The organism is Actinosynnema sp. NPDC059797, from assembly GCF_042732085.1.
Classification (GTDB): domain Bacteria; phylum Actinomycetota; class Actinomycetes; order Mycobacteriales; family Pseudonocardiaceae; genus Actinosynnema.
The window spans coordinates 47514-60851 of the sequence record NZ_JBHWIE010000020.1; the positions used below are offsets into that span (position 1 = coordinate 47514).

Here is a 13338-nt window from a genome sequence, read left to right on the forward strand (position 1 = left end):
GGAGGGAGTCATGGACACTCGCAGCATCGCCACGATGAACCGGAACCGGCGGATCACCTGGGGCGCGGGGGTGGGCGTCAGCGTCGGCCTCATCGGCCTGCCGCTGGTCTTCATCTCGTTGTGGCCGGGGGTCGACCACAGCCCGTGGGACGTCAACACGATGATCCTGGCCACGGGGGTGGCGCTGTGCTCGATCAGCTACATCGCGGGCCGGATCTCCGTGGCCGCGTTCACCGAGCACCGGCGCAACCCGGTCAGCCCGCCGACCAAGCGGCCGTACATGGTGGCGGGCGGGGCGCTGCTCGTCGCCGTGCTGTGCCTGCTGCTCGCTATCGCGGTGTGAGCAGCCCGGAGACCTGATCGCGGAGTTCGGCCAGCCTGTCCGCGGCGCGCGAGCGGGCCGCGGGCAGGTCGCCGGGCACCGGTTCGACGACCTCCAGGTAGGCCTTCAGCTTCGGTTCGGTGCCGGACGGCCGCACGACCACCCGCGTGCCCTCCCGCGTCAACCGCACGACGTCGGCGTCGGGCAGCAGGTCCTCGAACGTGAAACCGGCGGGCGGCTCGGCCCGCAGCCGCGCCATCAGCGCCCCGATCCGGCTCAGGTCGGTGAACCGCAGCGACACCTGGTCGGTCAGGTGCACGCCGTGGTCGACGGCCAGCTGGTCCAGCGCGTCGAGCAGGTCCCGGCCGGACGCCTTCAGCCCGGCCGCCAGGTCGCACGCCAGCACGGCCGCCGAGATGCCGTCCTTGTCGTTGACGTACTCGGGGTCGACGCAGTTGCCCAGCGCCTCCTCGTAGGCGAACACCAGGCCCTCGCCGGCGCGCACCAGCCACTTGAACCCGGTCAGCGTCTCCGCGTACCGGGCGCCGTGCGCCGCCGCGATCGACCTGAGCAGCGACGACGACACGATCGTGGTGGCCACCAGCGGGTCCGGGGCGTCCGAAGTGGACAGCACCAGGGACCCGAGCAGCACGCCCGTCTCGTCGCCGCGCAGCATCCGCCACGACCCGTCGCGCTCGCGCACGCCCAGCGCGCACCGGTCGGCGTCCGGGTCCAGCGCGACGGCCAGGTCCGCGTCCACCGACGCGGCCAGCTCCAGCAGCCGGTCCGCCGCGCCCGGCTCCTCCGGGTTCGGGAACGCGACGGTCGGGAAGCCGGGGTCGGGCACGGCCTGCTCCCGCACCACCCGCACGTCGGTGAACCCGGCCCGCCGCAACGCCTCCACGGCCGTCGCGCCGCCCACGCCGTGCATGGGGGTCAGCGCGACGCGCAGGTCCCGCGCCGTGCCGCGCGGCAGCGACGCGACCCGTTCCAGGTAGGCGTCCACCTCGGCGTCGGGCACGGTCTCGTGGTCGTCGGACAGCGGCACCGACACGGCCGCGGGCACCGCGCGGATCGCCGCCTCGATCTCCCGGTCGGCGGGCGGCACGATCTGCCCGCCGCCCTCCAGGTACAGCTTGTAGCCGTTGTCGGCGGGCGGGTTGTGCGACGCGGTGACCTGCACGCCGGCGACCGCGCCGCGCGTGCGCACCAGGAACGCCAGCACCGGCGTCGGCAGCGGTCCGGGCAGCACCCGCGTGGTGAACCCCTCGGCGGCCAGCACCCCGGCCGCGGCCGACGCGAACGCCTCCGACCCGTGCCGCGCGTCCCGGCCGACGAACACCGTGCCGGTCCGGCCGTTCGCCTTGAGCCACGCGGCGAGGCCGGCGGTGGTGCGGATGACCACGGCCCGGTTCATGCCGTTGGGCCCGGCCCGCACGGGGCCGCGCAGCCCGGCGGTGCCGAACGCCAGCGGCCCGGACATCCGGTCGGCCAGGTCGTCGGCGGCCGCCGCGTCGCCGGCCATGGCCCTGGCCAGCACGCCCTGGAGCTCGGCGCGGGTGTCGGGGTCGGGGTCGTCGGCGATCCAGCGGAACGCCGCGTCGCGCAGCGCCGGGGACAGGCTCATGCGCGGGTCACCAGCTCCCGCAGCAGCTCGCCCATCCGGCTCGCCGCGGCCTGGCCCGCCTCCAGCACCTCCTGGTGGTTGAGCGGTTCGCCGGTGATGCCCGCCGCCAGGTTCGTGACCAGCGACAGCCCGAACACCTCGACGCCCTCGGCGCGGGCCGCGATGGCCTCCAGCACGGTCGACATGCCGACCAGGTCGGCGCCCATCGTGCGCAGCATCCGGATCTCGGCGGGGGTCTCGAAGTGGGGTCCGGGCAGGCCCGCGTAGACGCCGTCCTCCAGCGACGGGTCGATCTGCCGGGCCAGGTCGCGCAGCCGCGGCGAGTACAGGTCGGTGAGGTCCACGAAGCGGGCGCCGACCAGCGGCGACGACGCGGTCAGGTTGAGGTGGTCGCTGATCAGCACGGGCTGGCCGACCGACATGCCCTGCCGCAGGCCGCCGGCGGCGTTGGTGAGCACCACGGTCCCGACGCCGGCCGCGGCGGCGGTGCGCACGCCGTGCACCACCTTGGCCACGCCCTTGCCCTCGTAGCCGTGCGTGCGACCCAGCATGACCAGCACGTTCTTGCCGCCGATGGGCACCGAGCGGATCGTGCCGCCGTGCCCGACCGCGGTGGGCGCCTCGAAGCCGGGCAGCTCGGCCATGGGCACCTCGGCGGCGGGCTCCCCGATCAGGTCCGCGGCCGGGCGCCAACCCGACCCGAGGACCACGGCGATGTCGTGCCTGTCCACGCCGGTGCGCTCGGCCAGGGCCCGCGCGGCGTCGGTGGCCAGGGCCTCGGGGGTGGTGTTCTCACTGATGGCGGTCACGGCCGGCAGCCTAATGGCCGTCCGGAACGCCTGCCGTGGTGCCGTGGCCGCTGCCGGGTGCGTCCCCGCGCCGCGACGGCCCGCTCGGGATCGACCGCCGGATCCCACCGGGCCGGCCGAGGGGACCGCTAACCCACCACCGTGAACGTCGGCGCGATCGCGTCGAACAGCTGCCGCCCCGTCTCCTCCTGCTCCGTCGGCACCACGACCTCCACCACCCACAGGTCCGCCTCCCGCGGCAGCACCAGCGAGTACCGCGTCCGCCGCAGGTCGGGGCCTCCCTCGCCGTCCACGTCGGTCGCCCTCTCGGCCGTCCGGTAGCTGTACCGGACCGCCTCCTCCCAGCCGCCCCCCGCGTCGGCGGTCTCCACGACCTCCCCGAAGTACCGGTCACCGTCCCACCGCGACCGGACCAGTTCGACGTAGTCCTCGACCACGTGCCGCGGGTGGTAGTCCGGGAACCGCTGCACCGCCACCTCGTACGCCCCGGTCGGGTCGACCAGGTGCACGACCGTGCTCGGCACCAACCCGCGGTTGGCCCGCTGCTCCAGGAAGCTGGTCCACCCGGCCCCCACGGAGATGGTGAACCCCCCGCCCCGCTCGCCGTTGGCCGTGGCGGCGGAGGCCGTGGTGGGTTGCAGGGACGGGGTGCCGGTCAGCGACGGCAGCGGCGGGGCGTCGTGGGCCGCGGGCGGCGGCAGGAGCGACGCGCCGGCCACCGCCCTGGTCAGGGCGAACCCGCCCGTGCCCGCCGCCGCGAACAGCACCGCCGCCACCAGCGCCACGGCCGCGCGGCGCCACCGGGGCGCGGGCGGGGGAGGCGGCGGGGCGGCGCCCAGCAGGAACGGCAGCGGTCCCGGGTCGGCCGCGAGCGGGGTGTCCGGCGCCACCGCGGGCGGGCGCTCGACCTTCACCACCGGCCTGGCGGGCGCGTCCGCGGGGAAGACGTCGACGCCCGGTTCCGGCAGCAGGGGGCGCACCAGCCGCCGGACCTCGGACAGCGGCATCCGGGCCGCCGGGTCGCGGACCATCAGCCCCGCCACGACCGGCTCCAGCGCGCCGCACACCGAGGCCGACGGCACCTCGCCGTGCACGACCTGGTTGATCGTCTGGAGCACGTTCGCGCCCTCGTACGGCCGGCTGCCGGTCATGGCGGCGAACAGCGTCGCGCCCAGCGACCACTGGTCGGCCGCCGAGGACACCGGTTCGCCCGCGGCCACCTCGGGCGCGATGAACGCGGGCGTGCCCAGCATGATCCCGCGGCTGGTCAGGGTGGCCTCGGCGACGTTGCGGGCGATGCCGAAGTCGGTCAGCTTCACCCGGCCGTCGTCGGCGACCAGCACGTTGCCCGGCTTCACGTCCCGGTGCGTGATCCCCGCCCGGTGGGCCGCCTCCAGCGCCGCGGCCACCGCGTCCGCCACCACCGCGCCCTGCTGGTCGGTCAGCGGCCCGCGCTGCCGCACGACCTCGGCCAGCGACGAGGACGGCACCAGCTCCATCACCACGTACGGGTCGCCGTCGACCTGCGCCACGTCGTGCAGCGTCACCAGGTTCGGGTGCGCGAGCGCCGCCGCCGAGCGAGCCTCCCGCAGGGTGCGCTCGCGCAGCAGCGTCGCCTCGCCGTCGGGCGCGCCGGGCGGCAGCAGGATCTCCTTGACCGCCACGTCCCGGCGCAGCACCTCGTCGTGCGCGGCCCACACCGTGCCCATCGAACCGCGCCCCAGCACGCGTTCGAGCCGGTAGCGGCCGGCGATGAGCCGTCCACCACCCGAGTCACCTTCTGGGGTACCACCAGGGGTCTCTGGGGTCACCCCGTCGAGATCGTCTGGGGTAACCCCTGAGTTACCCCCGTCGCCCGTGGTCTCCACTGCACCATCGTCCATCAGCGTGAAAGACTGCCATCTGCATCGTTCACGGCGGTGCACCTCACATAGCCGTGACCCTACTGTTGAGTAACACTGCGGAGCATGATGGAGCCGTCAGGCGAGTTGGCGCTGGCCGCGGAGTTCCCCGCGCCCGACCGCGAGCAATGGCTGGGCCTGGTCCGAAGCGTGCTGGACAAGTCGGGCGCGGACTTCGGGTCCCTCATCACCACCACCTACGACGGCATCGACGTGCGGCCGCTCTACACCGCCGACGACCACGCCCCGGCCGCCGGGTTCCCCGGCCTGCCGCCGTTCACCCGGGCCGGTCGGCCGCAGGGCGCGGTGGACGGCTGGGACGTGCGCCAGCAGCACCGGGTCGCGGACCGCGAGGCGGTCATGGCCGACCTGGAGAACGGCGTCACGTCGCTGTGGCTGAAGGGCCTCGACCCGGCCTCCTACGACGACCTGCTCGCCGACGTCTACCTGGACCTGGCGCCCGTGGTCGTCGACGCGGGCGCGGACTTCCACGCCGCCGGGCGCGCGGTGCTGCGCCTGTGGGACCAGCGGCCGGTGCTGGCGAGCGAGGTGCGCGGCAACGTCGGCGCGGACCCCCTGGGCGTGCGGGCGCGCACCGGGCAGCCCGCCGACTTCGACGCCCTCGTCGACCTGCTGCCGATGGCGCGCCGGTTCCCCGGGCTGCGCCTGGTCGTGGTGGACGGCCTGCCGTTCCACGAGGCCGGCGGCAGCGACGCCGAGGAGCTGGGCGCCTCGCTCGCGGCCGGCGTGGCCTACCTGCGGCAGCTGACCGGGGCGGGCCTGAGCGCCGCCGAGGCCGTGCGGCTGCTGGAGTTCCGGTACGCGGCCACCGCCGACCAGTTCCTCACCATCGCCAAGTTCCGCGCCGCCCGGCGCCTGTGGGCCCGGGTCACCGAGGTCGTCGGCGAGCCCGCGCCGCAGCTCCAGCACGCGGTCACCTCGCCCGCCATGATGACCCGCCGCGACCCGTGGGTGAACATGCTGCGCACCACCGTGGCCTGCTTCGGCGCGGGCCTGGGCGGCGCCGACGCGGTGACCGTGCTGCCGTTCGACTCCGCCATCGGCCTGCCCGACGACTTCTCCCGCCGCATCGCCCGCAACACCCAGTCGCTGCTGCTGGAGGAGTCGAAGCTGGCGGGCGTGATCGACCCGGCGGGCGGCTCCTGGTACGTGGAGAACCTCACCGACGAGCTGGCGCGCGCCGCGTGGTCCTGGTTCCGGGAGATCGAGGCCGCGGGCGGCCTGCCGGAGGCGTTCGACCTGGTCGCCGACAGGATCGCGGCCACCTGGGAGAAGCGGCGGGCGAACCTGGCCGACCGCACCGACGCCATCACCGGCGTCAGCGAGTTCCCGAACCTGGCCGAGCAGCCCGTGGTCCGGCGGCCCGCGCCCGACGAGCCGGCCGGCGGCCACGCCGCGCGGACGTCCCCGGCGGAGAACGCCGCGCAGGGCTCCTCGGCGGAGAACGCCGCGCAGGGCTCCTCGGCGGAAAGCGGTGCGCAGGACTCCCCGGTGGAACACGCCCAGCAGGGGTCCTCCGAGAAGAACGCCGCGCAGAACTCCCCCGCGGAAAACGCTGCGCAGGAGTCCCCCGCAGGGGGTCCCCTGAATTCATTCTCCCAGGGGGGTACGACAATTCCGGCGGCCCGGCCGCTGCCCCGCATCAGGTACGCCCAGGACTGGGAGGCGCTGCGCGACGCCGCCGACGCGAGCCCCGAGCGGCCGAAGGTGTTCCTGGCCACGCTCGGCCCGGTCTCCGCGCACACCGCGCGCGCCTCGTTCGCCGCGAACCTCTTCCAGGCGGGCGGCATCGAGACGCCCGACGCGGGTCCCGCCCGGACCGCCGAGGACGTGGTCGAGCGGTTCCGCGCCAGCGGCGCCCGGATCGCGTGCCTGTGCGGCAGCGAGCAGAGCTACGCCGAACTGGCCGTGCCCGTCGCGGAGGCCCTGCGCGAGGCCGGCGCCGAACGCGTCCTGCTGGCGGGGCGGAAGTCGGACGCGCGGATCGACGAGTACGTGTTCACCGGCTGCCGCGCGCTGGACGTCCTGGAGCGCACGTTCGACTTCCTGGGGGTGCCGCGATGATCCCGAACTTCGCCGACGTCGAGCTGGGCGAGCCCGTCCCGGCCGGCGCCGACCGGTGGCACGCCGCGCTCCAGGAGGCGACCGGCAAGGGCGCGGACGCGCTGGTGCGGGAGACGCCCGAGGGCATCGGGGTCAAGCCCGTCTACGGCGACGCGGACACGGACGGCCTGGACTTCCTGGCCACCTACCCGGGCATCGCGCCGTTCCTGCGCGGCCCGTACCCGACGATGTACGTCAACCAGCCGTGGACCATCCGGCAGTACGCCGGGTTCTCCACCGCCGAGGAGTCCAACGCCTTCTACCGGCGCAACCTGGCGGCGGGCCAGAAGGGCCTGTCGGTGGCGTTCGACCTGGCCACGCACCGCGGCTACGACTCCGACCACCCGCGCGTGGCGGGCGACGTCGGCATGGCGGGCGTGGCGATCGACTCGATCTACGACATGCGCCAGCTGTTCGACGGCATCCCGCTGGACCGGATGAGCGTGTCGATGACCATGAACGGCGCGGTGCTGCCGGTCCTGGCGCTCTACGTGGTCGCGGCCGAGGAGCAGGGGGTGAAGCCGGAGCAGCTCGCGGGGACCATCCAGAACGACATCCTCAAGGAGTTCATGGTCCGCAACACCTACATCTACCCGCCGCAGCCGTCGATGCGGATCATCTCCGACATCTTCGCGTTCACCTCGCGGCGGATGCCGAAGTTCAACTCGATCTCGATCTCCGGCTACCACATGCAGGAGGCGGGCGCGACCGCCGACCTGGAGCTGGCGTACACGCTGGCCGACGGCGTGGAGTACCTGCGCGCCGGCCGGGACGCGGGCCTGGACGTGGACGCGTTCGCGCCGCGCCTGTCGTTCTTCTGGGCGATCGGCATGAACTTCTTCATGGAAGTGGCCAAGATGCGCGCCGCCCGGCTGCTGTGGGCGAAGCTGGTCAAGGACTTCGGCGCGAAGAACCCCAAGTCGCTGTCGCTGCGCACGCACTGCCAGACCTCCGGCTGGTCGCTGACCGCGCAGGACGTGTTCAACAACGTCGCCCGCACGTGCGTCGAGGCGATGGCCGCGACCCAGGGCCACACCCAGTCGCTGCACACCAACGCGCTGGACGAGGCGCTGGCGCTGCCCACGGACTTCTCCGCGCGCATCGCCCGCAACACCCAGCTGCTGCTCCAGCAGGAGTCCGGCACCACGCGCGTGATCGACCCGTGGGGCGGCAGCGCGTTCGTCGAGCGGCTCACCCACGACCTGGCGCACCGCGCGTGGGCGCACATCGCCGAGGTCGAGTCGGCGGGCGGCATGGCGCGGGCCATCGACGCGGGCATCCCGAAGCTGCGCATCGAGGAGGCCGCCGCGCGCACGCAGGCGCGCATCGACTCCGGGCGGCAGCCGGTGATCGGCGTGAACAAGTACCAGGTCGCGGTCGACGAGCGGATCGAGGTGCTCAAGGTCGACAACGCGGGCGTGCGGGCCCAGCAGCTCGCGAAGCTGGAGCGGCTGCGGGCCGAGCGCGACCAGTCCGCCGTCGACCGGGCCCTGGACGCGCTGACCGGCGCCGCGGGCGGCGAGGGGAACCTGCTGGAGCTGGCCGTCGACGCGGCCCGCGCCAAGGCGACCGTCGGCGAGATCTCCGAGGCGCTGGGCAAGGTGTGGGGCAGGCACTCCGCGCAGATCCGCACCATCACGGGTGTCTACCGGCAGGAGGCGGGGTCCGTGTCCAACGTGGACGCCACCCGCGAGCTCGTCGAGGGCTTCGCGGAGGAGGAGGGCCGTCGCCCGCGCATCCTGGTCGCCAAGATGGGCCAGGACGGGCACGACCGGGGCCAGAAGGTGATCGCCACCGCGTTCGCCGACCTCGGCTTCGACGTGGACGTCGGCCCGCTGTTCCAGACCCCGGACGAGGTCGCCCGCCAGGCCGTGGAGGCCGACGTGCACATCGTCGGGGTGTCGTCGCTGGCCGCCGGGCACCTGACGCTGGTGCCCGCGCTGCGCGCCGCCCTCGCCGAGGCGGGTCGCGACGACATCATGATCGTGGTCGGCGGGGTGATCCCGCCCCAGGACTTCGACGCGCTGCGCGAGGCGGGCGCGGCGGCGATCTTCCCGCCCGGCACGGTGATCGCGGACGCGGCGGGCGACCTACTGCGGAAGCTCGCCGAACAGCTCGGGCACGGGCAGCTCGGGCACGGGCAGCTCGGGCAGCCGGGTGACGGGCAGCTCGGGCAGGCGGGTGCGGACCAGGCGGGTGCGGGCCAGGCGGGCGCCGGTCAGGCGGGCGCCGGTCAGGCGGGTGCGGGCCAAGTGGGTGCGAGCCAAGTGGGTGCCGGTCAGGCGGACGGCGGGCAGCCGGGGGAGCAGGGGCAGCCGGGGCATGGCTAGGCCGGTCGACGTCGGCGCGTACGCCGAGGGCGTGCTCGCCGGCGACCGCGCCACCCTGGCGCGGGCCATCACGCTCGTCGAGTCCACCCGACCGGACCACCGGGCCGCCGCCCAGGAGCTGTTGGTCGAGTTGCTCCCCAGGTCCGGAGGCGCGCACCGCGTCGGCATCACCGGGGTGCCCGGCGTGGGCAAGTCGACGTTCATCGACGCGTTCGGCTCGATGCTCACCGAGGCCGGCCACCGGGTGGCGGTGCTGGCCGTCGACCCGTCGTCCACCCGCACCGGCGGCTCGATCCTCGGCGACAAGACCCGGATGGGCCGGCTGGCGGTGGACCCGGCGGCGTTCATCAGGCCGTCGCCGACCTCCGGCACGCTCGGCGGCGTGGCCAGGGCCACCCGCGAGACGATCGTGCTGGTCGAAGCCGCCGGTCACGACGTGGTGCTGGTCGAGACCGTCGGCGTGGGGCAGTCCGAGGTCGCGGTGGCGAACATGACCGACTGCTCGCTGTTCCTGACCCTGGCGCGCACCGGCGACCAGCTCCAGGGCATCAAGAAGGGCGTGCTGGAGCTGGCCGACGTCATCGCGGTGAACAAGGCCGACGGCCCGCACGAGCTGGACGCCCGCAAGGCCGCCCGCGAGCTGGCCGGCGCGCTGCGGCTGCTGCGCCCGCCGGACGCGGTGTGGCACCCGCCCGTGCTGACGTGCAGCGGGTTGACCGGGGCCGGGCTGGACGCCGTGTGGGAGCAGGTCCGCAAGCACCGCGAGGCGCTGGACGCGGCGGGCGAGCTGGACGCGCGGCGGCGGCGCCAGCAGGTCGAGTGGACCTGGGCGATGGTCAACGACCAGTTGCTGAGCGGGCTGCGCTCGGCGCCCGCGGTGCGGGCCGTGGTGCCCGAGGTCGAGCGGCAGGTGCGGGACGGCGAACTGACCGCGACGCTGGCCGCCGAGCGGATCCTGGCCGCGTTCGGTGGTGCTGCCGGGGGCGCCGGTGTGCTCGGGAGTGCTGGGGCGGCAGGGACCGCTGGGGCGGCTTCCGGCGCCGCTGGTGCGCACGGGTCGTGAGTACTCACCGGTTTGGATGACCACTGACAGTGGTAACCGGGAGAAGCGGTGACTAGGCTAGGTGACCATGTGGCGTTCTGTGCTCGCGGTGTGCCTGCTCGTGCTCGCCGGCGCTCTCACCGTGTCGGGCACAGCGACCGCCGTGTCGTCTTCGCAGGTGACGCACCTCGCGGAGCAGACGGACGCGCCCGCCCCCGGCAACGAGACCCTGCAACCCGGCGGCACCGTCGGGCCGGGGCCGGCCATCGACGCCCCCCAGGAAACCGCCCCGGCGAACCCCGAGGGCCGCAAGAAGATGTGGCTCGGGGGTATCGCGCTGGCGTTGTTCGGCCTCGTTTATTGGCGGAACAAGAAGCGCTGGGACAAGTGGAAGGCGGGCCGGAAGTCCGGCTGAACCGGCTCCGGACCTCACGGAGTCTCACCTCCGGGCCGGAATCCGTCCGCATCCCAGCGGAGTTCGCGCAGACTTGATCGGTCTGACCGAACTCCGGGCACCGCTCGGCGCACCCGTGCGACCGGTTGCCGGTTGATCAACGTGGCGGGCGTCGTGCCCGCCGGGCCGTGATGCAGGATGGACGCGAAATGGGTACCGACTTCAAGATGAGCGCGCGCTCGGCCGTCGAGCGGTACTCGGATGCGCTGATCGCCCTCTCGCGCAGCATCCACGCGGAGCCCGAGCAGGCGTTCGCCGAGCACCGCAGCGCGGCCAAGGTCGCCGACCTGCTCGCCGCGGAGGGCTTCGAGGTCGAGCGCGGCGTGGCGGACCTGGAGACCGCGTTCACCGCGTCGTTCGGCTCCGGGGAGCTGGTGCTGGGCCTGTGCGCCGAGTACGACGCGCTGCCCGAGGTGGGCCACGCGTGCGGGCACAACGTGATCGCCGCCGCGTCCGCCGGCGCGGCCCTCGCGCTGCGCGACGTGGCCGACGAGCTGGGCCTCACCGTCCGGGTCCTCGGCACGCCAGCCGAGGAGGTCGGCGGCGGCAAGGTGCTCATGCTCGAGCGCGGCGTGTTCGACGACGTGTCGTTCTCGATGATGGTGCACCCCGCCCCGTACGAGGCGGTGGCCGCGCGCTCGCTGGCCATCACCGACGTCGAGGTCCACTACACCGGCAAGCCCTCGCACGCCGCCGCGGCGCCCCACCTGGGCGTGAACGCGGCGGACGCGATCACGGTCGCCCAGGTCGCCATCGGCCTGGCCCGCCAGCACCTGGAGCCCGGGCAGATGGTCAGCGGCATCGTCACCCGCGGCGGCGCCGTGCCCAACGTGGTGCCGGCCCACACCTCGGCGATGTTCGACCTGAGGGCCGACGACCTGGAATCCCTGCGCCGGCTGGAGGAGCGGATCAGCCGCTGCTTCGAGGCGGGCGCGCTCGCCACCGGCTGCACCCACGAGGTCGTCAAGGTCTCGCCGGTGTACGCCGAGCTGACACCCGACCCCTGGCTCGCGGGCGCCTACCGGCGTGCCGCCGTCGAGCTGGGGCGTCGTCCGTTGAGCCCCGAGGAGGAGCTCAAGGAGAAGATCGGCAGCACGGACATGGGCAACATCACCCGTGCGCTGCCGGCCATCCACCCGACCATCGCCATCGACTGCGGAGACGCGGTGAACCACCAACTCGAGTTCGCGACCGCCTGTGCCTCGGCCTCGGCCGATCGAGCGGTGCTCGACGGGGCACTGGCCCTCGCCTGGACAACGATCTCCGCCGCGCTCGACGACGAGCAGCGCGCGCGGCTCCTGGCGGGTGCCGCATGACGGTCCTGGATTCGCGTCTTCCGGAAGAGGGTTCCGACGTGCTGTTGACAGAACGGGGGGTCAGCATTGCCCCTGTGGATGATCCCGGTGAAGGGCGCGGCCCCTCGTGGTTGGACGACTGGCTGGCCGCCAACGCCGGAGAGGTCGTCGCCTGGCGCCGGCACATCCACGCGCACCCCGAGCTGTCGCGCGAGGAGCACCGCACCACCGCGATGATCGAGCAGATCCTCCGCTCGGCGGGCCTCAAGCCGCGGCTGCTGCCCGACGGCACCGGCCTGATCTGCGACGTCGGCAGCGGGCCGCGGTGCGTGGCGCTGCGCGCGGACATCGACGCGCTGCCGCTGACGGAGAACACGGGCCTGCCCCACGCCTCCACCGTGGAGGGCGCGGCGCACGCGTGCGGTCACGACGCGCACACCGCGGTGCTGCTGGGGGCAGCGCTGGCGCTGGCGTCGGCGACCGAGCTGCCCGGCCGGGTGCGCCTGGTGTTCCAGCCCGCCGAGGAGGTCATGCCGGGCGGCGCGCTCGACGTGCTCGCGGCGGGCGGCCTGGACGGCGTGGAGCGGATCTTCGGCCTGCACTGCGACCCGCGGCTGGAGGTCGGCAGGCTCGGGACCAGGATCGGGGCCATCACGTCCGCCTCGGACATGCTGGAGCTGCGGCTGACCTCGCCGGGCGGCCACACGTCCCGGCCGCACCTGACGGCCGACCTGGTGCACGCGCTGGGCACGGTCATCACCGGGCTGCCGGGCCTGCTGTCGCGGCGCGTGGACCCGAGGTCCGGGACGGTGCTCGTGTGGGGCGCGGTGCACGCGGGCGAGGCGCCCAACGCGGTGCCGCAGGACGGCGTGCTGCGCGGGACCCTGCGGACCGGCGACCGGGACATCTGGGCCGAGCTGGAGCCGCTGATCAAGGAGCTGGTCGGCGCGCTGCTGGCGCCCACCGGGGTCGGCTTCGACCTGACCCACCGCCGCGGCGTGCCCCCGGTGGTCAACGACCGCGAGAGCACGATGCTGCTGAGAGCCGGCATCGAGGCGGCGCTGGGCGAGGACGCGCTGGCGGGGACCGAGCAGTCGTCCGGCGGCGAGGACTTCGGGTGGTACCTGGAGCACGTGCCGGGGTCGTTCGCGCGGTTGGGCGTGTGGGACGGGGTGGGGAAGCAGAAGGACCTGCACCAGCCGACGTTCGACCTGGATGAGCGGGCCCTGATGGTGGGGGTGCGCGTGATGGTCCACACCGCCCTGGCGGCTCTGGCCTGACCTTCTCGGGTGTTCACGGGCTTCAAGCGCGGACGCTCGCCGCTGGGCAGGCCTCCGGGGGACAAGCCTTGCCGCTCGTGGTCTCCCGCATGGCCTGCCTGAGGCAACCACCCTTGTCAAGTGTTGTCGCGAAGATCGTGAGTTTAAGCATTAT

The 13338-nt window shown here is 74.1% G+C and carries 9 protein-coding genes and 2 pseudogenes; 7 read left to right on the forward strand and 4 right to left on the reverse strand.

Annotation, left to right across the window (positions count from 1 at the left end; all coding sequences use genetic code 11):
• Positions 1-10: 10 nt before the first annotated feature.
• Positions 11-343, forward strand: coding sequence for a hypothetical protein (locus ACFV4N_RS09065; RefSeq protein ID WP_499671939.1), 333 nt, complete (start codon positions 11-13; stop codon positions 341-343).
• Here the strand turns inward: ACFV4N_RS09065 and ACFV4N_RS09070 are convergent.
• From ACFV4N_RS09070 to ACFV4N_RS09080, 3 genes are all read right to left on the reverse strand, one after another.
• Positions 330-1949 (reverse strand): phospho-sugar mutase, encoded by a 1620-nt coding sequence (locus tag ACFV4N_RS09070; RefSeq protein WP_499671940.1) that lies wholly within the window; start codon positions 1947-1949, stop codon positions 330-332. The two genes, ACFV4N_RS09065 and ACFV4N_RS09070, sit on opposite strands and share 14 nt — an antisense overlap.
• Positions 1946-2758, reverse strand: coding sequence for a purine-nucleoside phosphorylase (locus tag ACFV4N_RS09075; protein WP_499671941.1), 813 nt, complete (start codon positions 2756-2758; stop codon positions 1946-1948). The genes ACFV4N_RS09070 and ACFV4N_RS09075 overlap by 4 nt, the downstream gene beginning before the upstream one ends.
• 128 nt (positions 2759-2886) lie before the next feature.
• Positions 2887-4569, reverse strand: coding sequence for a serine/threonine-protein kinase (locus ACFV4N_RS09080; RefSeq protein WP_499671942.1), 1683 nt, complete (start codon positions 4567-4569; stop codon positions 2887-2889).
• Positions 4570-4728: 159 nt separating this feature from the next.
• Between ACFV4N_RS09080 and ACFV4N_RS09085 the strand changes: the two genes are divergently transcribed.
• Both ACFV4N_RS09085 and scpA read left to right on the forward strand, forming a co-directional pair.
• A complete protein-coding gene (locus ACFV4N_RS09085; RefSeq protein WP_499671952.1) occupies positions 4729-6744 on the forward strand; it encodes a methylmalonyl-CoA mutase family protein in 2016 nt (671 codons plus the stop codon).
• Positions 6741-8897 (forward strand): annotated as a pseudogene (gene scpA / locus ACFV4N_RS09090) (methylmalonyl-CoA mutase); the annotation flags it as partial. The gene ACFV4N_RS09085 and the pseudogene scpA, both read left to right, overlap by 4 nt.
• Here scpA and ACFV4N_RS09095 read toward each other — a convergent pair.
• The gene (locus ACFV4N_RS09095; protein ID WP_499671943.1) at positions 8874-9182 is read right to left on the reverse strand and encodes a pentapeptide repeat-containing protein; all 309 of its coding nucleotides are present in this window, start codon (positions 9180-9182) and stop codon (positions 8874-8876) included. The pseudogene scpA and the gene ACFV4N_RS09095 overlap by 24 nt on opposite strands.
• Here ACFV4N_RS09095 and meaB point away from each other — a divergent pair.
• From meaB to ACFV4N_RS09115, 4 genes and pseudogenes are all read left to right on the forward strand, one after another.
• Positions 9106-10086, forward strand: a pseudogene (meaB, locus tag ACFV4N_RS09100) (methylmalonyl Co-A mutase-associated GTPase MeaB); the annotation flags it as partial. The gene ACFV4N_RS09095 and the pseudogene meaB sit on opposite strands and share 77 nt — an antisense overlap.
• 157 nt (positions 10087-10243) lie before the next feature.
• Entirely contained in the window at positions 10244-10570 is a 327-nt protein-coding gene (locus tag ACFV4N_RS09105; protein WP_499671944.1) for a hypothetical protein, read from the forward strand.
• 188 nt (positions 10571-10758) lie between these two features.
• Positions 10759-11925, forward strand: coding sequence for a M20 family metallopeptidase (locus ACFV4N_RS09110; protein ID WP_499671945.1), 1167 nt, complete (start codon positions 10759-10761; stop codon positions 11923-11925).
• The gene (locus tag ACFV4N_RS09115; protein ID WP_499671946.1) at positions 11922-13184 is read left to right on the forward strand and encodes an amidohydrolase; all 1263 of its coding nucleotides are present in this window, start codon (positions 11922-11924) and stop codon (positions 13182-13184) included. Before ACFV4N_RS09110 ends, ACFV4N_RS09115 begins: the two co-directional genes overlap by 4 nt.
• The last annotated feature ends 154 nt before the right edge of the window (positions 13185-13338 follow it).